Raw genomic sequence first — 20,496 nt, forward strand, 5'->3', positions numbered from 1 at the left:
AGGAAGATTATCCTATCTTAGGCCCCTAAACATCCATGCATGGACGTAAAAATAGAAGAAAGCTGGAAAGAGGTGCTTAAGCAGGAGTTTACCAAACCCTATTTCCTGCAGGCCACCACCCATCTTAAGTCGGAAAGAATGGCCGGCAGGACGATCTACCCGCCGGGGAGTCTAATCTTCAATGCGTTTAATACTACTCCATTCGATGAGCTGAAGGTTGTCATACTGGGGCAGGACCCCTATCATGGACCCGGACAGGCCCATGGGCTCAGCTTCTCCGTTCAGAAAGGCATTCCACCGCCCCCTTCTCTTGTCAATATTTTTAAGGAATTGAGGAACGACCTGGGGATACCTATCCCCAATCACGGCAACCTGACCCACTGGGCGGAACAGGGCGTCATGCTGTTGAATGCGTCCCTCACCGTCCGGGCCAATGAACCAATGAGCCATGCGGGCATCGGCTGGGCCGAATTCACCAATGCCGTCATCCAAAAGATCTCCGACATGAAAGACCACTGCGTATTCATGTTATGGGGAAAATTCGCGCAGGAAAAGCAAAGCCTGGTGGATGAGACGAAGCACCTGGTGCTGAAAGCCGCGCACCCCTCCCCTTTCTCTGCGGATAAGGGGTTCTTTGGCTGCAAACATTTTTCCAAGGCCAATGCCTGGCTGGAGGACAAAGGTATCACCCCCATCGACTGGAAGCTGGAAAACATATGACTGATAAAGACCAACAGAAAAAAAACTTCGAAGGCGGCCGTATCCAACAGTCGGGCCCTGGTGACTTCATCTGGAGCCTGTGGGCCGTCTGGGTCATCATTATCTTCGTCGTCACGATGCTGCTGTTCCTGATCCCCTTCCTGCTCTTCTGCTATTTCAGAAAGGACCCGCAAAAGACACGAAGCTTCATCCGTATGTCACGGGTATGGATGAATGTTTTTCTGCCGCTGGCCGGCTGCCCGTTGCGGGTGAAAGGAAGAGAAAATTTCCGGAAAGGCGAGACCTATATTGTCGTTTGCAACCACAATGCCCTGGTAGACGTCCCGGTCTCTACTCCCTTTATTCCCGGCGGCAATAAGACGATCGCGAAAATAGAAATGGCGAAGGTTCCCATTTTTGGCCTCATGTACAGGACCGGCAGCGTGCTGGTGGACCGTAAAGATGAGAACAGCCGAAGGGACAGCTTTGCCAGAATGAAAGAAGTGCTGGAGATGGGCCTCCACATGTGTCTCTACCCCGAAGGGACCCGTAATAAGACGGATCAGCCCCTGAAAGAATTCCACAATGGCGCCTTCCGGCTGGCCCTGCACACGGGCAAGGCTATCATCCCCGCCCTTATCTTCAACAGCCGGAAGATCATGCCGGCAGGCAAGACCTTTTATTTCCGCCCCCACCGGCTGGCGATGCATTTTCTACCCCCTGTGGTCCCCGCGCCGGGGGAGACGGTGGAGAGCCTCAAACAGCGGGTGTTCGAGATCATGAAGGATTATTATTTGCAGCATGCTTACTGAGCGTAGAAGTATTTCGTCCGATTGATCTTCAGGTCCTGCAGGATACCTGACTTGGGACTGATGGTAAAGCTGAAGAAATGGTTGTAGCCCACGGGGGTCACGTTGATCGACATCTGCCAGCAGTGCATATCCCGGGAAATGGATGCGGTGAGCGTCTGCATCTTTGCATATTTGACGTCATAGTAGCCCGTGAGCCCTATCTTCCATTTTTCCGTGAGGTTGAAATCCCCGCTCCAGTTGATGGAAGAAGATATCGTCTTATCATAGCCGCTGTAGTCGGCCCGTCTTGTCGTGGAATAGTTAAGCGAAAAAGACAGATTGAGGGACCAGGGAATATTGAAATCCGCGAATTGACCGGGGTTTTGACGGATATAGTTCAGCTGGGCCTGCTGCTCTTCCATGGTCATGGGTATCTGGTCCTTCTCGAGGGCCTGCTTGTCCTTTTCCAGCTTATCATCCTTGGGCTTGCTTTTAAAGCTGGTGGAGATAGCCAGGTTGCCACCCGTGATGCGGCCTATGGACTGTCCTCTTGTCCAGGCATAATATTTCGTGGGCCGGCCGGCGGAGTCTGCGTATGGATTCAGCGTAGCGCCGCCAGTGATATTGATCTTCTGCAGGAGGGTGCTACGGAAATAAAAAGTAATGGGGGACAGCTTCATGGAATCGGCCAGGTAGTTGTAGCTGCCGTTGAAGCCGAATCCGTCGATGATGGTGATCTTTTTGATACCGGCGTCTGAGGTATCCTTCTTCGAGCGGGTCTTTATTTCGATGTGGTTGTCCAGTCCAAAGGATATACCGCCGAAAACGCCTTCTCCGAAAGGACTATACGTGGCGCCTTTGTAAAAAGTTTCGCGCGTCATGCCTGTTTCATGCGTGGAACTGTCCGTCCAGGGAGTCTTCAGGTCGTAATAGCCGCTGCGGGCAAGGTCCGGTGTATAGCTGAAGCTGACCGTGGGCCGGATGACATGACGGATACCCATCAGGGAACTTTTCTTGCCGAAATTCTGGAAGGTACCGAAGATGGCGGTGCTCAGGCTAAGGCTGAAGGAAACATTCTCCATGGAATAGATACCTTTCTGGATCGTCACCGTGTCCACTTTATTCTTAGCCGAATCATATACCTGGATCAGTCTCCGGGAAAAGATCTTATTGGCAAAGCTCATACCGGGCGTGACCTGGATGGGGCCTTTCAGCGGCAGGGCCAGGCTGATGGGCACGCTGTTCTGGGCGCCCCACTGGAAGGTGTCGATGATCTTCTTAAAATTAGCGGCCGAATCATAGAAGGTTACGCCACCCGAGATATTCGTGGTCAGGCCGACGCCCAGCTTTTCATACCATTTGGGCGTGCCGACAAAGTCCTTCTTCTGTAAAGGATAGATCGTAGGCGCGGTGAACGCCAGGTTAGGCAAGCTGACCTGGATCTGCTTGCTTTGGTTGTTCTGGCTGTGGGTAGCGCCCACCGTCAGGTTGTACTTCCCGTCCCAGGTCTTGGAATAGGTGATGGAAGACCCCAGCTGGTTGTTATAATTGGCGGTGGGATTATTCGGAAGATAAGAATTGTACTTCGTGGACATCACGTTGACATTCGCGGAAAAGTTGGTGCCTGGTCTTGCCTTGGCGTCCACTGTATGACCCCAGTTAAGGCTCCATGTCCTGCTGTTGGTATATTCATCTTTGCCTGAGCTGGTCAATAAACGCGTGTTCTGCAGGGCGAAATTCAACTGGCCGCTGTACCGGTACCGCTTTCGATAGGTGGGCGTGACGTAGATATTCCACCCTCCGTAGGAATAAAGGTTGGTCCTCAGTGTAACGTCGAAATAATCGTTGATCACCTTGTAATAGCCCAGTCCTTCCAGACCAATCCCCGCCTGGTCGCTGGTGGTGAACTGGGGAGGGAGCAATCCGGAATGACGGCCGGTGGAGATCGGGAAGAAGCCAAACGGGATATAGATCGGGATGGGCACGCCTTCGAACTCCGGATGGATGGGTCCCGTAATGGCAAACTTCTTATTGATCAGCTTCATCTTGTTGGTGCGGAAGGCAAAGTGGGGCGTGTCGAGGTTACATGTGGTGAAAATGCCCCGGTAAGCGTAATATTCTTCGGGGCTGATCTTCTTCATTTTTTCCGCATGCACGAACATATCGGATCCGGCCGTGGTATAGGTGTGCTGGGTAAGCCCTTTCTGGCTCTTGATATTGTATAGTATGGTATCGGACGTCATTGTATTCTCCGCCTGCACCATTTTGGGCATGCCGATGACAGTGCCTGCCGTGTCTTTGGTGGGTGTGGCGGTCACCAGGTTACGCTGCTGATCATACTCGATCTTGTAAGCTGTGAGGTCCGCATCCTTATATTTGGCATTCGCTTTATTATATAATGTGATATTCTTAGTGGGGATATCCATGACGACGGAGTCGGATGCCTTATAGTCGATGGCCGCCTCCATGGTGTCCTTGCTGATCTTATAATCCGGCGTATCCACCACCTGACGGCGCAGCGAATCGGGGATGGTGTCGCTGCCCAGCCTGAGCAGGTTGGCCCCTGCGGTATCACCTGCCTTTAAGAGCGAGTCGAGCCGCGATGAGTCCAAACGGGAGGGAACAGTATCCTTATCCTTCCGGAACGGGGCACGGGGCTGCAGAAAGCCGGGTTTGATGGTGTCCACGCAAGGTGTGAATATTTTGTAAAAACGTGTAGTGGACGAATAATTTGCAGGACTATTGAACGTTACTGAAAAGAATATAGCAGTAAAAATCAATGTCAGTGGATATTTTGAGCTAATTTTGCGTCCGTTCATATTCATACAACCGGGGGTTCGTCCTGTTGGCGGACGCACAAAAATAGCTATTACAGCCATAAGAATATGTGAAGATTCCGGAGAAAAATGCGAACAACTGGATTTTCACATAAAATTTAATCCAATTGTTCGGAATATTTGATGTCGGGCCTTCGGCCATCGAACCTTTGGTCCGATCTGTAAATTAACAATGACTATGATGAAAAAGGTGACCAGTTTATTCGTTCTAGCGGGAATTATATGCTCTATCAGTGCATTCGATACTCGTCCTGGACAGAAGCCGGTGCTGCGTACTATCATCATCGATCCAGGTCATGGCGGCTTTGACCCGGGCACGGAAGGACTTTTTTCCAAGGAAAAGAACGTAGCCCTGGCCATCTCGCTTAAACTCGGCAAGGCCATCGAAGAAGAATTTCCCGATATAAAGCTGGTATATACCCGCACCACGGATATCATGCCGGGCAATATGCCTACCAAGAACCAGGGTTTACACTACAGGGCCGAGCTGGCCAACAAATCCAGAGGCGATCTCTTTATCTGTATCCATGCCAACAATGACGGCCATACCCCGGGCACATACGCTGTCAGGGATGTCGTGGGGCATAAGATGGTGGGCAAGGGGAAAAGGCGCAGAAGGGTACCCATCTACCAGACCCGATATGTGAAGAACACCAGGATCGGTACGGGCACGTATATCTGGAAAGCGGACCGGAACGTATTCAAAGGGGCCGCCATCAGCCAGCGGGAAGGCGGTGATGTCGAGGGCGGAATGGGAGACAGCACGGAAGCGGCTTTTGACATGAATACCCCCGAGGCGAAGATCAAGGCCCAACTCTACGAGAAAAAATATTTTGCCAACAGCGCTCTGTTCGCCACCCTGGTGGAAGATGAATTCGTGAAGGCCGGCCGCAAGAGTGACGGGGTCATGCAGCGGGACGAAGGTATCCAGGTGCTGCAGGCGACGGGCATGCCCAGTGTACTGATCGAGACCGGCTTCCTCAGCAATAAGGAAGAGGAGATCTACCTCAACAGCGACGAAGGGCAGGAAGAGATCGTGCGAGACATTATCCGTGCGCTGAAGAAATACAAAGACACCCTGGAAGGACATGCCGCCACCGGAGATGGCAGCGGGGCGATGGTCACGCAGGCCAGGACCGCCGCACTGGCGGCAGAGCTCCGGAAAAAACCAACGGTCAAGCCCCGGGCTATCATGACGACGGCCCGCCGGTGAGCGAGCAAGACGGAACGTTGGTGAGCTAAAATGACGGACCGTGGGTGAGCAAGAATGACGGACCGTTGGCGAGCTGAAATGACGGACCGTTGGCGAGCTGAAATGACGGACCGTTGGCGAGCAAGAATGACGGCTCGCATATGAGCGAGGCGCCCTGCCCCTAATCTTAACTTTCTCTATAAGGCAGGAGACGGCAATTTCACTACATTTACCTTGTAATAATGTCTTTTCAATGGTGAAGGTGAACCTAGCCTACGGATGGCCACATTCGGCAGCGACGCTGACCATACGTCCGTTCTTTGTGAATCGGGCATATTGGTGTAGGTTTGCGTGCACCGGAGACTAAACATAACTTATACTGATCAAATTTTACAGATGAAAATTTCCAACGAATTTAAGATCGGAGTAATGGCCGTGGTGGCTGTTGCAGGGCTCATAATAGGATTTAACTGGCTGAAGGGCAGCAGTCTTTTCCAACATTCGAAAAAGATCTATGCCATATTCGACAATGTAGAAGGTATGGAAGTCTCCAACCAGGTGCTGATCAATGGGCTGTCCATCGGCTCCGTGGCCGCTATCAACGAGGCGGATAAGGACCTGGCGCGAGGGATCATTGTGACCATCAGCCTGAAAAAGGACGTTCATATCCCCAAAAACTCCGTTGGCGTCATCAATTCGGGACTCATCAGCTCTGCATCCATCGTCATCAGTAAAGGGGATGCTCCCGAATTCCTGGCCGATGGGGATACGTTGCTCACCAAGCAGAAGTCCAATCTCCTCTCACAGGTGCAGGCCAGTGTAAATCCCGTGATCCTGAAGCTGGGGGGTACGCTGCAATCCCTGGATTCGCTGATACAGGCCGTTGGCGCCATGTTCGATCCCCGGCTAAAGAACAATTTCAGCGCCATCGCCGCCAACCTGGCGGCGTCTACGGCCCAGATTCAGATCCTGTTGAATGCCCAAACGGGCGCCCTGGCCCAGTCGCTGCGGAATGTCAACACTTTCACCGCCAACCTGGCGAAGAACAATGACCATATCACTCATACGCTGGAGAATGTGGAGAAGACCACGTCCAACCTGGCAACGGCCAAGATACCGGAAACCGTGGAGAGCCTTCAGTCCACTGTCAATGAGCTGAAAGGAGTGATCGGGAAGATGAACAGCAATAATGGATCTCTGGGCCTTCTGCTCAACGATAAAAAGCTCTACCAAAACCTGGAAAGCACTTCCCGCAGCCTCAACATCCTGCTGGACGACGTTCGGGTACACCCGAAAAGGTATGTCAATATCTCCGTATTCGGCCGTAAGGACAAGAGCGGCCCCCTGATGGCCCCGGTGGACTCGGTGAAACCCGCTAATAAATAAAAATTAAGATGAGCACGAGGGCGTTTATCCATGCCTTGCTGGTCCTTTTTGGTCTTTTCGCCGGGGGGAAAGCCTTTTCGCAGCAGCCACAAATGAACGGCATTCCATTCCGGAAGCCAGGCAGCGACTCGATGAAGGTGGTACAGATCCTGCATGCGCAGACCTATAAAATGACGACGGTGGATTCTGCCACACAGCTGACCACCCTGGTGGGGGATGTGCGCATCAAAGAAGAAAAGACGCTGATCAAATGCGACAGCATGATCATGAACCCCAGCGCCAACTATATCGAATCCTTCGGTCACGTCCATATCAATGACGAGGATTCAACGGACATCTATTCCGACTATATGAAATACGAGGTCGATAAAAAGATCGTCCATTTTCAGAAAAACGTAAAGATGACGGATGGCAAGGGCGTCCTTACCACCGAAGAGCTCCAGTATGACCTCAATGAGAAGGTAGGCACTTACGAGCATGGCGGTAAGATCGTCAATAATGGCTCCGTGCTCACCAGTGAGAGCGGGATCTATTACGAAGAGACGAAGGATGTGATCTTCAAGAGGAATGTCGTGCTGCGGGACCCGCAATACGATCTGTCGTCCGACTCGCTCCTGTACAACACCAACACGCAGGTCTCCACTTTTATCACGGAGACCTTTATCCTGTTCAAGGACAGCACGCACCGGACGGTGCGGACCAGGTCGGGTTTCTATGACCTGCGGAATAAAAAAGCGGAATTCGGTCTGCGGCCCACCATTACCGACGGCTCGCAGAAGCTGACGGGGGACAGTGTCGTCGTCAATGACAGCACGGGCATCAGCACGGCCGTGGGCAATGCCGTTTACCGGGATACGGCGCAAGGTGTCGCCATCATTGCCGGCAACATGATCAACAACCAGAAGAAGCATACTTTCCTGGCGACGATCAAGCCCCTGATGATCATCCGGCAGGATAAGGATTCGCTTTATCTTACGGCCGACACGTTGTATTCGGCCAGGCTGATCGACAGGCCCGTGATCCAAAAGAATGTCGATGTCCTGGACAGTTTACACCGGCAATATGTCGACTCATTATATAAGTCTTCTGCGGATAGCCTCCACCGGAGGGCCATTGACGGCGTGAATGCGCGGGACACGCTGCTGGTCTCCAGCCCCGACAGCACCCATCCGATGGTGGTGAAAGTGAGGGGGGACAGCCTGATGCGGAAGGATAGCGTGGTTAAAATCAGGGTGGACAGCCTGGTGAAGAACGATAGCCTGGTGAGGACAGACAGTTTGGTGAGGACGGATAGTCTGGCGAGGACGGATAGTCTGGTGAAAGCTTCACTCCGGGACACTACGATGAAGGACAGGCGCCCGGTGCTGGCCGCCCGCCCGGGACTCAAGCCCCCTCCTTCCGTGCGCCCCGGAATGAGACTTCCTGCCGGGCAGAAACCGCCGCCCGGACTGGTTGTACCCCCGGGCGACAGTGCAAGAGCCGGCGCTCCGGTGCAGGCGGCCCGCCCGCCCGCGCGGGACCTGGACCATGAAAAATTTACGGACACATCCAATGCGCCCATCACTGACAGCAGCCTGCGCTATATACTGGCCTATCATCATGTGCGTATCTTCTCGGACTCGCTGCAAGCCGTAGCCGACAGTCTTTACTATTCGGGCCAGGATTCCATCTTCCGGCTCTTCTATAATCCCATTGCCTGGGGCAATGGCAACTACCAGATCACGGGTGATACGATGTATGTCTATACGAAGAATAAAAAGGCCAATCGCCTTTATGTGTTTGAAAACGCGCTGGCCATCAATAAAGTCGGCAAAGCTTTCTTCAACCAGATCAAGGGCACTACCATCAACACCTACTTCAAGGAGGGGCAGGTGGATTATATGCGGGCGAAAGGCAACGCTGAAAGCATCTATTATGTCCAGGACGACTACAAGGCCTATACAGGTGTAAACAAGGCGCATGCCGACATCATCGATATGATCTTCGGGCAGAAAACGGACTCCGGCAGGGAGCTGCGGAAGGTGGTCATGCGCAATGATGTGGAAGGCAGCATGATCCCTTTCCGAAAAGTCAACTTCGACGAAATGCGCCTGCGCGGCTTCAAATGGATGGAAGCGCGGCGGCCCAAGTCCAAGGAAGAATTGTTTGAATAGCCTGCCCACGCAAAAAGATGCCACAGGCATCTTGGCCGAAGGCCCGTCATAAGAGATATGCGTGCACCGGGTTATATTGCTTGCGAACCCGGTGCACGCATTTTAAGAAAGTTCTAACAGAGTGCCATCAATACTTTTGTGCCTTTCACCGTTCAAAGGTGATAAAATCTATTATGAGAGCATTCACCCTTTGCCTGGTACTCATGGCAGGTGCCGGCCTGTACAATCATTTGTCAGCACAGGATTATAAGGTGGCGATCGGTGTCCGATTCAGCTCATCGGCTCCCACATTGAATAATGCTGTCAGCGTGAAATACTTTATGAATGAGACCAGCGCCGTGGAAGGTTTGATCTCCTTCGGCAACAGCCGCTTTGGCCTGGGCGGTTTATATGAAAAGCATCAGCTCATCGGCGGCACGCCGGCCTTTACCTGGTTCTATGGCGCCGGCGGCTACATCGGCTTTGAAGACCGGACTACTTTCCTGGGACCTACGGGCGTCGTGGGGTTGGATTATAAGTTTCAAAATGCCCCCCTCAACCTGTCCCTGGACTGGAAGCCGGAGCTGGACATCATTCCCAGCATCAATTTTGTGCCGGACGCCTTTGCGCTGACCGCCCGATTTACCTTCTAGCTGCATCTGACCTGGCGGGCGAATAAACCCGCATAAAAACGCATTTCCTTTCCATTTTCGCGGCCAACACGTAGTTCTACGGATTAAAATCCTGTTAGAATTACGTGTTTTTTCTGTTATTTTTTTGTTTCTGCATCTTTTTGCGGCTTTTTGCATTAATTTCATCCAGCTTTAACCAGAACTATCATGCAAAAACCGGCAACACTGGGTTCTTTGGCGGGTACAATAACTGCCTGCTTCCGGGTTTTCTATCCAAGCCTTTTAATCTCATTCCTTCTCACAGGCTTTTCCAACCAGGTTTTTTCACAACAGACCGATGATGGCAGGGGGTTGCGCATTGCCTTTCTGACGGACATCCATGTATCGCCCGGCGCCGTCAGCGAGCCGAACCTGGAAAACATCGTTTCGGAGATCAATGAAGGGGATTATGACTTTGCCGTGGTGACCGGCGATGTGACCAACAGCGGATTGGATACGGAGCTGGTCACTGTCCATCGCATCCTGGGCGGGCTGAAGATCCCCCTCCATATCGTCCCGGGCAACCATGAGACGAATTGGTCGGAAAGCGCCTGTCAGACCTTTTCCCGCCTGTGGGGTAGCGACCGGTGCTTCTTTTCAGCCGGCAAGTACCTGTTCATCGGCAGCAATACCGGTCCTTTCATGAAGATGGGCGACGGCCATGTAAAGGAGGAAGATGTCCGCTGGCTGCGGCAGACACTGGCCAGGGAGGCCGGCGCCGGAAAGACGGTGGTCTCTCTCTCCCACTATCCCCTGGGCGATGGACTGGACAACTGGTGGGAGGTGACGGATATTCTTAAGCAATACAATACCCGGCTGGTGCTTTGCGGGCATGGCCACCGGCTGTCCCTCCATAATTTCGACGGATTGCCCGGGGTGATGGGACGTTCGGCCCTGATCACCGGCTCCAATGTCCCCGGCTACAATATCCTGGTGCTACGGCATGACAGCGCCTATGTTTATGAAAAAAGATGGCATGAACAGGCAGGCGAACCCTTTGTGGCCTTTTCACTGGCGGACCCGTCCCCTGTGGTCCATAACCGGGTGTCCTTCCCCAGGCCGGATACTTCCATCAATGCCGCCTATCCGCGGGCTGTCATTCCTTTCCGGATGCATGACAGCGCTTCCATCTTTACCGGCGTGCTGCCTGTGGACCGGCATACGATCGTGTATGGCAATTCCCGGGGGCAGGTGCAGGCGCTCGATCCCATTACGAAAAGACTCCTCTGGCGAAACCAGTATGGCGGCTCCATCTATTGTACGCCCGTCTATGGGCAGGGTATCGTGGCTTTCAGCACCGTGGATGGTATTATCCATGGCGTGGAGGTAAGGACCGGCAAGAAAAAATGGAACCTATCCACGGGTGAGCCGGGTATCAGCGAAGGGCTGGTGAAGGACGAAGCGCTCTACATCGGCACGGGACGTCATTTCTTTAAGATCGGCATTAAGGACGGCAGGTTGATCTGGAAGAACGATTCGCCTGACAACCAGCTGCAGGCAAAACCCATTTTATCGCCTGCGGGGGATGCCGTCCTCTTCGGCGCGTGGGACCGTCATCTCTATTGTCTCGACGCGGGCACGGGTCAGCTGAAATGGAAATGGGATAACGGCAAGGCCAACCCGCTTTATTCGCCGGGTAATACGGTGCCTGCCATCGCAGGAGGGAAAGTGTACCTCGTAGCCCCCGACCGCTGTATGACGGCCATCGACCTGGCCAGCGGCAGGACCATCTGGAGGGACAATACCCGGCATGTCCGGGAGTCCATGGGGATCTCCGCCGACGGCCGACAGGTGTACGCCAAGCTGATGAACGACACGATCATCGCCGTCTCTACCAGGACAGACACTTTCCACCTGGAGTGGGAGACCAATGCCGGATTCGGCTATGAGCACAACCCCTGCCCTATCCTGGAATGTAACGGCGTGGTGTATGCGGGAACGAAGAATGGGATACTCGTCGCCCTGGATGCCTTAACGGGAAAAGTGCTACGCGAGCATAAGGCGGGGAATTCCTCCGTCAATAAGATCGTGGCCGATGGGGAGGGCAATATCTGGGTGAGCCTGATAGAAGGGAGCATCATGCAATACAAGGGCCTGGAACCAAAGTAAGCAAACTGTTTATCATTATACAAACTCAACTTCAACCGGGAAAAACTAAAATTTACACGTTATGAGAAATTACAAAGCACTGTCATTGTTCGGACTGCTTTGCTGGTGTACCAGCTATGCGTTCGGGCAGCAGATCAAGGGTGAGGTCTATGACAAGAACAGCCACACCCCCCTCGCCGGGGCGAGCATTAAGCTCCCAGGCGCCAAAGGCGTCGCCTCGGATGCCGAAGGCAAATTTACATTCGATGCCAATGGCGCTAAATCTTTTGTCGTCTCCTCTGTGGGATACAAGCCCAGGACTGTGGCCATCACCGATGCTGTCTTTTACCAGGTGGACCTGGAAGGCTCCAACCAGGCGCTGGACCAGGTGGTGGTGGTGGGATACGGCACGCAGAAGAAGGCGGACCTCACAGGTGCAGTCGCTACCGTCGATGTAACGAGGACTTTTGGCAGCAAGCCGATCAACGATCCTACCAAAGCCTTGCAGGGTGTCGTGCCCGGCCTTACGATCCAGTATGGCAATGGCGGCCTGACGGCGGGTGCGGATATCAAGATACGCGGGATCGGATCTATCAATGGTTCCAGCCGGCCCCTCATCCTGGTGGACAATGTACAGACCGACGATCTCTCCGTCATCAACCCGCAGGACATCGAAAGCATCTCCGTTCTGAAGGATGCGGCATCCGCTTCCATTTATGGCGCCCGGGCCGCCTTTGGGGTGGTGCTGATCAAGACCAAGACAGGCCGGAAGAATCAGAAGTCCGTCATATCCTATAATAATAACTTCTCCGCAAATACGCCTACTGTATTACCGGATTTCGCCGATCCGGAATTCGAGCTACAGGCTTTGAACGATGCCGGGGTGCGCAGCAACGTCGCTTCTCCGGAGACTTTCGGCATGAACATGCTCAAGCTAAAGGCCGGCATCATCAACTGGAAGCAGCAATACAAAGGCAAGAATGGGAAGGAAATGGTGAAAGGAGAGGACTGGAACATCGATCCCACCGATGGCCGTACTTATTTTTACAAAGTATGGGATCCTAAAAAAGAGATGCTGAATAAGTATACGTTGTCCCATCAGCACAACCTGAGCATATCAGGCGGCAGCGAAAAGATCTCCTATTACCTGTCCGGCGGATACAGCTATGACGGTGGCATTTTCAAGATGAACCCGGATGACGTAAAAAAATACAATATCACTGCATCCGTCAACGCCAATGTCACGTCCTGGCTGGATGTCAACGTCAAAACGCTCTTCCGCAATTATCAATACGACTATCCCTACCAATACCAGGACTACTGGTACTATTTCTGGCGCTGGGGCGCTTACTTTCCCTACGGCACTTACCAGGGCAAGTATTTTCGTGTGAACTCCGCTTACATGGATGCAGCCAGCAAGGCTAACCTGACCAGTAACTATTCCCGCATCGACCTTGGCGCCACGGTCAAGATCCTGAAGAACCTCAATTTCCGTGCAGACTATACTATCGGCAGGGACAACCTGCTCCGGCATGAATCCGGCGGTCCCGTGCAGGCCTGGGATTTCTGGACGGCGGGTGCACTGAACCTGACCAATATCGCCACTGCCGGCCAGGATTTTACCCAGTATACTTCGGGAAGGATGCTGGTCAACACCTTCAACGGTTATTTCACCTGGCAGCCCAACATTATAGAAGACCATCATTTTAAGCTCATCGGAGGCGTCAACGCGGAAAGAGACGAGAACATCAACTTTTACGCCGCCCGCCAGGGTCTTTTAGATCCCACCCAGCCCGAGCTTGGCCTGACGCCCGGAACACAGACCAGCGGCCCTACCTCATCCGGCGTACCAACGGGGTGGAGCACGAAGGGACATGGCAAGAAAGCTTTTGCCGGCTATTTCGGCAGGATCAATTACGACTATAAGGATAAATACCTGCTGGAAGTGAATGGCCGATATGACGGTTCCAATTACTTTCCTCCGGCCGATCGCTGGGCTTTCTTCGGCTCGGCCTCTGCCGGCTATCGCATCAGCGAGGAGTCCTTTATGCAGCGCCTGAAACCAACACTGTCCGACCTGAAGGTCCGCGCCTCTTACGGCGAGCTGGGTAACCAGGATGTTACTGCTGATGGCAGCAGCCCCTATCTTCCCATCATGAACGGCATTCCCACTGCCTGGGTAAGCAATGCCGGCACCATCGCGCAAAGTGTGAGCCAGCCGGGAGCGATCGCTCAATCCCTCAAATGGGAAAGAGTAGGAACGCTGGACTTCGGGATGGATGCAAGGATACTGGATAACCATATTGGCTTCAGCTTCGACTGGTATCAACGGGATACCAAGGGCATGATCCAGGCCACCAGTGTGCCGGCCACTTTCGGGACGGGTGGTCCCAGCATCAATGCGGGCAACTTCCGTTCCCGCGGCTATGAGCTGAGCATCGATGCCAATTACACCATCGGCAAGGATCTGCAGGTATATGGAACCATCGGCTTTTCCGATGCCAAGACCGTATTCACGAAATGGAGCAACCCCAATCTTTCCCTTGCCACGGATCAAAATTATAAGGGAAAGACCTATGGAGAGATCTGGGGCTTCGAAACGGAGCGTTATTTCACCGCGGACGACTTCAACCCGGACGGCACTTATAAAGCCGGCGTGGCTAAGCAGACGGGGCTGGTATCGAGCGGTAATTTCAAATACGGTCCCGGCGATATTAAATACAAGGACCTCACCGGACCCAATGGCCATCCGGACGACAGCATCAGCTATGGCAACCTCACCCTTAACAACCATGGGGACCTGAAGAAGATAGGCAATAACCAGCCCCGTTATCTGTACAACCTTCGCCTGGGCGGCAGCTGGAAGGGCTTCGACCTGGATATCTTTATCCAGGGCGTAGGTAAACGCGACTGGTGGGGTACGGGACAGACCGTTCTTCCCCTGTGGCAGAGCATCGATATCCTGTATGCCAATCAAATGAACTTCTGGACGCCGGATCATCCCAATGCCAAATATCCAAGGCCTTACCCGGGCAATACAACGGGAGTCATTGCCGGCTTATACAGAGGAGGAAATAACTTCTATCCTCAGACGAAATACCTGTTGAATATGGCTTATTGCCGGCTGAAGAACGTGACGGTGGGGTATGCAGTGAGCAATAGGGTACTGACAAGGGCTGGCATCACAAAACTCCGCTTTTATCTCAGCGGCCAGAACCTGGCTACCATCTCCCATGTCGGCGTCCCCATCGATCCGGAGATCACGGACGGCTCGGTATCCGGCGGTATAAGCTTTACAGGCAGGACCTATCCTTTCGACAGAAGCTATTCGGCGGGGCTGCAACTAACCTTTTAAAACAGCAATTCTTAATCAGCATAATTTCTGAATATGAAATCAATAATAAGATATCTGCCGATGGCCTTCTTTGTGATGACCATGGGTACGGCCTGTAAAAAGTACATCGATGTCACCAATCCAGACACGCTGGTGGACCCTACTTTCTGGAAGACGGAGAACAGCGTACGCACCTATGCCTGGGAATTTTATAATTCATTCCCCGGCTTTGGCAACAATTCGAACACTAACGGTGACTTTTATTTTCCCACATTGTCGGATGATCAGGCCTCTCCGAGCCTGGCGCAATTTCCGTCGAACCCTCCTGTCACCAATGCAGACTGGACGGTGAACACCACCTACCTTGTGGGAAGCACGTGGACCTATGCTTTCGTATCCTTCGGATATGTCCGCAAGGCGAATATCATGCTGGAGCGGGTGGACCTGGTGCCGATGGCTGATGAAGCCAAAAATCACTGGAAAGGAGTAGCCTGTTTTTTCCGGGCCCTGCAGTATTTCAAAATGGTGCAGGAATTTGGCGGCGTTCCCTGGTACGGTCATTCCACGACGATCAGTGACTCGGGGCAGATCTACAAGCCCCGCGATCCCCGCCAGCTGGTGATGGACAGCGTGCTTGCGGATCTCAATTATGCCGTAGCCAACCTGCGCCAGGCAGACCAGCCGAACACCATCAACAAAGACGTTGCGTTGGCGCTGAAGGCGCGTGTTTGCCTGTACGAAGGCACTTACCGGAAATATCATACGGAGCTTGGCCTGCCGGATGCGGACAAATATCTGACCGAAGCGAAGAATGCCGCCCAGACGCTTATCAGCAGTCCTTCCTATGCGCTTGACAAAAGCTACCAGACGGCATATAACAGTGAAAACCTGTCGGGGGACAAAGAGATCATCCTTTATAAACGATATGAGGCCACCTTCCTTCAGCATTCACTCATCTCTTATCTATATAGCAGCACGGCTATGAACGGCCCTACCAAGTCCGCCGTGGAATCTTATCTGTGCAAGGATGGCCTGCCCATCGGCCTTTCGCCGCTGTACAAGGGCGATGCCACCGTGAGTGACGTAATGGCCAACCGGGACAGCCGGCTGGGTATTACCATCGACAGCAGTTATTACTATTACATCGGGCATGTAAAGAACAGCCTTTCGTCCAGCACAGGGTACCGGCCCATCAAGTATCTGCCGGACACCAGCAGACTGAAATCCATCCCCACGTCGATCAATACCTCCACTACGGACGCTCCCCTGTTCTGGCTGGCCGAAGTGTACCTGAACTACGCGGAAGCAGCAGCCGAGCTGGGCACCATTACCCAGGCAGACCTGGACAATACCATTAACAAACTGCGGGACAGGGCTAATGTAGCGCATCTCACCCTGGACCCGGGATTTACCGACCCCAGGAAAGACGCCGATGTCAGCTCGCTTATATGGGAGATCCGCAGGGAAAGACGCGCAGAGCTGATGATGGATGGATTCCGGTTCCAGGACCTGATGCGATGGAAAAAAGGCTACTACATGGACTATACGGCCAACCCGGATGCCTATTTAGGCGCCAAGGTACCGTCCAATGGCACTGTGAAGCTGAATCCAAATGGTTATATCACCCCCTATAAGCTTCCTGTGACCAGGACATTCGCTGACAGGAATTACCTGTCGCCGATACCTACGTCCCAGCTTGCGCTTTATCCGAAGGATATTGCAGATCACATGCAAAATCCCGGATGGTAATGAATGTCGTGAAACCTTTAATAACTGTCCCTGGGACAACGAACCTGCGGTTCGTTTTGAAAAAAAACATTATTTTAGGGTGAGAATCAGACTAACTATGCTAAAACAGGAAAGGCAGGCTTACATTTTGCACCAGGTAAATCTTCATAACCAGGTGCTATCCGCCAACCTCAGCCTCGACCTCAACGTATCGGAAGACACCGTCCGGCGCGATCTGCAGGAATTGGCCGACAACGGCAAGATCATCAAAGTCCACGGCGGCGCCCTGTCCTTGTCTTTCAATGATTTTCATTACCCCTCCACGAACGTGTATGCCCATCCGCAGAAAAAGCTGATCGCACGTAAGGCTATTCCTTTGATCGATAAGGATATGTTCGTGATGACGACGGGCGGCACTACCCTGATCGAGCTGGCCAAAGCACTCCCCCAATCCCTGAAGGCCACGTTTATTTCGGGCTCTATTCCTGTCGTTATGGAATATACGCACCATCCGAATATAGAAGTAATACTCATAGGGGACAAGGTTTCGAAAAACTCGAAAATAACCGTTGGGGGTGAGGCTATCGCCAAGATCAAGCAGATAAAAGCCGATCTCTGCTTCCTGGGGGTCAATGCCATCGACGCCGAGCATGGTATTACGGACAATGACTGGGATGTGGTACAGATCAAGAAGGCTATGATCGAATCTTCGAAAAAGGTGGTGTGCCTTTCCATTGCCGAAAAGATCAATTCCTGCCAGCCCTTTCATGTTTGCCCGATCGAAGACATTGATATACTGATCACGGAATTACGCCCGGACGATCCCATGCTGGAGCCTTACCGGAAAAAAGGTATTCAGATTTTGTGACATATACACATGAGAGAACAACCACCATCGAAACTGCCTCACTGATCGTGAGGTAGTTTCATTTTAAGCCGTAATTTTTAGCCGAAAAAGAGATAGCAGAGGGAGATCGATACGATGATGCTTACCAGGTCCGCCAGCAGCATCGCCCCGATGGAATAGCGAGTGTCCTTCACCGATACCGCCCCGAAGTAGACGGCGATGATATAGAACGTGGCGTCGGAAGAGCCCTGCAGTATGCCGGAAAGACGAGCCGCAAAGCTGTTGGGATCAGCTGCCATTGTGCTTACCATCATGCCCCGGGCCCCAGCCGCGCTGAGCGGTTTGATCAATGCCGTAGGCAGCCCATCGACAAAGCGGGTGTCCACTCCTATTTTGGTGAAAATATAGCGAAGACCGTCGATCACGGCGCCGAAGGCCCCGCTGTTGCGGAGAAGGCTGATGGCGACCAGCATGCCCACCAGGTAGGGTATGATCCGAACGGCCGTTTCGAAACCTCCTTTCGCCCCTTCTACAAAGGCGTCGAAGATGTTGATCTTCTTGTACACCGCCCCGCCGATGATCAGCAGGAAGATCAGCAGGATCAGCCCGTTGCCCAGCGCCCGGGAGAAGGATTGGACGCCGTCCGAGTCCAGCGTCCTCAGGTAGACGACGATGGTCCCGATGAGCAGGGAAAGTCCTCCCAGCCAGACCAGGATGGCCGGCTGAAAGATATTGATCCGTTGTTTGAACGAGACGATCAGCAGGGAAGCCAGCGTGGCGGCGAAAGTGGCGATGACGATGGGAATGAATACGTCAGTGGGATTAGCGGCCTTCATGGAAGCCCGCAGGGCGATGATGCTCACGGGTACCAGCTGCAGCCCCGACTGATGCAGGCAAAGGAACATGATCTGGGAATTGGAGGCCCGGTCCTTGTCGGGATTGATCTCCTGGAGGCTGGTCATGGCTTTGAGCGCAAAAGGCGTAGCGGCATTATCGAGTCCCAGGAAATTCGCGGAAAAGTTCATCAGCATATGTCCCATGGCGGGATGTCCCGGGGGCAACTCGGGGAAAAGCTTTGAAAAGAAAGGACCGATGATGCGGGAAAGCAATTGGATCCCTCCGGCCCGCTCGGCTATGCTCATCAGGCCCATAAAGAAGCCCATGATCCCGATGAGTCCCAGGGACAGATTGACGGCGGATTTGCAGGTCTCGATCACGCCATCGGCTTCCTGGAGCCTGTAGGAGGCGGGATTGGACGCCGGAACGGGAGACGGGGTGGCCGTTGAAGCGGGGGGCGTTGAGGGGGTGACCGTTGAAGGGGCGGCCGTTGGAGGAAGCGGCTGGGCGACCCGGATGGTGTCTTTTGCCTTACCGATCACCATGGCAGCGAAAATGTCTTTGTCCGCGGGTGAAGTAACGTATTTTATGCCCGCCACGAGCACGGAAATAATGATGAAGGCGGCCCATATCCTGCTTAATGCCATGCGATAAAAATAGCATTAATTGCCTATAAATTAGCTACCTTCGCGGCCGAAAAATATACGGAAAACCGGTGATCGTAAAAAATAACCTGTTTTCCGGAAGGATATTATGTCTGTCCCATTGGGACGCGGGCCTCTGGTCCGTTTCAAAAAAAAAGAATATAATGGGTTTACAAGCAGGGATCGTAGGATTACCCAACGTAGGGAAATCGACTTTATTCAATGCCGTCAGCAACAGCGCCAAAGCGCAGGCCAGCAATTACCGGTTCTGCACGATCGAGCCCAATACGGGGCTGGTGGATGTACCCGACGAACGGCTGCACAAGCTATCGGACCTGGTGAAGCCCCACCGCATCGTCCCCACCCAGCTGGGGATCGTAGACATCGCCGGCCTGGTGAGAGGCGCCAGCAAGGGGGAAGGATTGGGCAATAAGTTCCTGGCCAATATCCGGGAAGTGGATGCCATCGTACACGTGATCCGCTGTTTCGAGGACGAGAATATCCTCCGGGACGAAGGGGCCATCAACCCCGTCGGCGACAAGGAGATCATCGACACGGAGCTGCAGCTGAAGGACCTGGAAAGTGTGGAAAAGAAATTCAGCCGCACGGAGAAGTTGCTGAAGACGGCCGACCCCAAAGTAAAGGCGGAATATGAGGTCTTAAAACGTTGTAAGGAGCACCTGGAAAAAGGCAGGAGCATCCGGGAGCTGGACCTGGCGAAAGAGGACCGTCCGGCCATTGCGGACCTTTTCCTGCTGACGGAAAAACCGGTGCTGTATGTAGCCAATGTGGACGAGGCGTCGATGCACACGGGCAATAAATACTCCGAAGCGCTGCAAGCTGCCGTTGCCGGGGAAAACGCCCAGGTCATCATCATGAACAACTCCATCGAAGCGCAGATCGCGGAAATGGAAGACCCCGCGGACAGGGAACTCTTCATGGAAGAGTACAAAATGAAGGAGCCTGCCCTGAATAAGCTGATCCGCAGCGCCTATAAGCTGCTGAACCTGGCTACGTATTTTACGGCGGGCGTGCAGGAAGTAAGGGCCTGGACGATCCATGAAGGTTGGAAGGCGCCGCAGGCTGCCAGCGTGATCCATACGGATTTTGAGAAAGGGTTTATCAAGGCGGAAGTGATCGCTTATAATGATTTCATCCAGTACGGGTCGGAAGCTGCGGCAAGGGACAATGGGAAGCTAAGGATAGAAGGGAAGGAATATGTGGTGAAGGATGGGGACGTGATGCATTTTAGATTCAACGTATAGATGCAAGAAAAGCCCGGCTCACGCCGGGCTTTTCTTGTGGGGCCG

At 53.2% G+C, this 20,496-nt stretch carries 13 protein-coding genes; 11 read left to right on the forward strand and 2 right to left on the reverse strand.

The features are described from left to right. Positions 1-39: 39 nt before the first annotated feature. Both ung and Q4E93_RS05795 read left to right on the forward strand, forming a co-directional pair. Positions 40-720, forward strand: coding sequence for a uracil-DNA glycosylase (ung, locus tag Q4E93_RS05790; RefSeq protein ID WP_303583345.1), 681 nt, complete (start codon positions 40-42; stop codon positions 718-720). Then, positions 717-1,511 carry a lysophospholipid acyltransferase family protein gene (locus Q4E93_RS05795; RefSeq protein WP_303583347.1) on the forward strand — a complete coding sequence of 265 codons (795 nt, stop codon included), beginning with the start codon at positions 717-719 and terminating at the stop codon, positions 1,509-1,511. Before ung ends, Q4E93_RS05795 begins: the two co-directional genes overlap by 4 nt. On the opposite strand, the gene Q4E93_RS05800 is transcribed toward Q4E93_RS05795, so the two are convergent. Next, a complete protein-coding gene (locus Q4E93_RS05800) occupies positions 1,505-4,177 on the reverse strand; it encodes a putative LPS assembly protein LptD (protein ID WP_303583349.1) in 2,673 nt (890 codons plus the stop codon). The two genes, Q4E93_RS05795 and Q4E93_RS05800, sit on opposite strands and share 7 nt — an antisense overlap. A 328-nt stretch (positions 4,178-4,505) precedes the next feature. Between Q4E93_RS05800 and Q4E93_RS05805 the strand changes: the two genes are divergently transcribed. The 8 genes from Q4E93_RS05805 (at position 4,506) to Q4E93_RS05840 (ending at position 17,726) form a co-directional block, all read left to right on the forward strand. Continuing rightward, positions 4,506-5,540 carry an N-acetylmuramoyl-L-alanine amidase family protein gene (locus Q4E93_RS05805; protein WP_303583351.1) on the forward strand — a complete coding sequence of 345 codons (1,035 nt, stop codon included), beginning with the start codon at positions 4,506-4,508 and terminating at the stop codon, positions 5,538-5,540. Positions 5,541-5,915: 375 nt separating this feature from the next. Then, entirely contained in the window at positions 5,916-6,905 is a 990-nt protein-coding gene (locus tag Q4E93_RS05810) for an MlaD family protein (protein WP_303583353.1), read from the forward strand. Positions 6,906-6,913: 8 nt separating this feature from the next. Then, positions 6,914-9,058 carry an OstA-like protein gene (locus tag Q4E93_RS05815; RefSeq protein ID WP_303583355.1) on the forward strand — a complete coding sequence of 715 codons (2,145 nt, stop codon included), beginning with the start codon at positions 6,914-6,916 and terminating at the stop codon, positions 9,056-9,058. A gap of 173 nt (positions 9,059-9,231) precedes the next feature. Continuing rightward, a complete protein-coding gene (locus tag Q4E93_RS05820) occupies positions 9,232-9,690 on the forward strand; it encodes a hypothetical protein (RefSeq protein WP_303583357.1) in 459 nt (152 codons plus the stop codon). 186 nt (positions 9,691-9,876) lie between these two features. Continuing rightward, positions 9,877-11,817, forward strand: a complete 1,941-nt coding sequence (locus Q4E93_RS05825; protein WP_303583359.1) for an outer membrane protein assembly factor BamB family protein — start codon at positions 9,877-9,879, stop codon at positions 11,815-11,817. A 61-nt stretch (positions 11,818-11,878) separates the two neighbouring features. Further along, a complete protein-coding gene (locus tag Q4E93_RS05830; RefSeq protein WP_303583362.1) occupies positions 11,879-15,151 on the forward strand; it encodes a SusC/RagA family TonB-linked outer membrane protein in 3,273 nt (1,090 codons plus the stop codon). Positions 15,152-15,184: 33 nt separating this feature from the next. Then, positions 15,185-16,879 (forward strand): RagB/SusD family nutrient uptake outer membrane protein, encoded by a 1,695-nt coding sequence (locus tag Q4E93_RS05835; protein WP_303583364.1) that lies wholly within the window; start codon positions 15,185-15,187, stop codon positions 16,877-16,879. Between the two features lie 97 nt (positions 16,880-16,976). Continuing rightward, positions 16,977-17,726, forward strand: coding sequence for a DeoR/GlpR family DNA-binding transcription regulator (locus tag Q4E93_RS05840; RefSeq protein WP_303583366.1), 750 nt, complete (start codon positions 16,977-16,979; stop codon positions 17,724-17,726). A gap of 77 nt (positions 17,727-17,803) precedes the next feature. Here the strand turns inward: Q4E93_RS05840 and Q4E93_RS05845 are convergent, their stop codons facing one another. After that, positions 17,804-19,189: a nucleoside recognition domain-containing protein gene (locus Q4E93_RS05845; RefSeq protein WP_303583368.1), complete on the reverse strand. Its 1,386-nt coding sequence runs from the start codon at positions 19,187-19,189 to the stop codon at positions 17,804-17,806. Positions 19,190-19,350: 161 nt separating this feature from the next. On the opposite strand from Q4E93_RS05845, the gene ychF reads away from it, so the two are divergent. Beyond that, entirely contained in the window at positions 19,351-20,451 is a 1,101-nt protein-coding gene (gene ychF, locus Q4E93_RS05850) for a redox-regulated ATPase YchF (RefSeq protein WP_303583369.1), read from the forward strand. Positions 20,452-20,496: the final 45 nt, after the last annotated feature.

This window comes from Flavitalea plasmicola (genome assembly GCF_030546645.1).
Lineage (GTDB): Bacteria > Bacteroidota > Bacteroidia > Chitinophagales > Chitinophagaceae > Puia.

Coding starts and splice junctions, on each gene's coding strand:
- Q4E93_RS05795 (WP_303583347.1), top strand. CDS start 717: ATGACTGATAAAGACCAACAGAAAAAAAACTTCGAAGGCGGCCGTATC.
- Q4E93_RS05820 (WP_303583357.1), top strand. CDS start 9,232: ATGAGAGCATTCACCCTTTGCCTGGTACTCATGGCAGGTGCCGGCCTG.
- Q4E93_RS05845 (WP_303583368.1), bottom strand. CDS start 19,189: ATGGCATTAAGCAGGATATGGGCCGCCTTCATCATTATTTCCGTGCTC.
- Q4E93_RS05825 (WP_303583359.1), top strand. CDS start 9,877: ATGCAAAAACCGGCAACACTGGGTTCTTTGGCGGGTACAATAACTGCC.
- ychF (WP_303583369.1), top strand. CDS start 19,351: ATGGGTTTACAAGCAGGGATCGTAGGATTACCCAACGTAGGGAAATCG.
- ung (WP_303583345.1), top strand. CDS start 40: ATGGACGTAAAAATAGAAGAAAGCTGGAAAGAGGTGCTTAAGCAGGAG.
- Q4E93_RS05830 (WP_303583362.1), top strand. CDS start 11,879: ATGAGAAATTACAAAGCACTGTCATTGTTCGGACTGCTTTGCTGGTGT.
- Q4E93_RS05805 (WP_303583351.1), top strand. CDS start 4,506: ATGATGAAAAAGGTGACCAGTTTATTCGTTCTAGCGGGAATTATATGC.
- Q4E93_RS05835 (WP_303583364.1), top strand. CDS start 15,185: ATGAAATCAATAATAAGATATCTGCCGATGGCCTTCTTTGTGATGACC.
- Q4E93_RS05815 (WP_303583355.1), top strand. CDS start 6,914: ATGAGCACGAGGGCGTTTATCCATGCCTTGCTGGTCCTTTTTGGTCTT.
- Q4E93_RS05840 (WP_303583366.1), top strand. CDS start 16,977: ATGCTAAAACAGGAAAGGCAGGCTTACATTTTGCACCAGGTAAATCTT.
- Q4E93_RS05810 (WP_303583353.1), top strand. CDS start 5,916: ATGAAAATTTCCAACGAATTTAAGATCGGAGTAATGGCCGTGGTGGCT.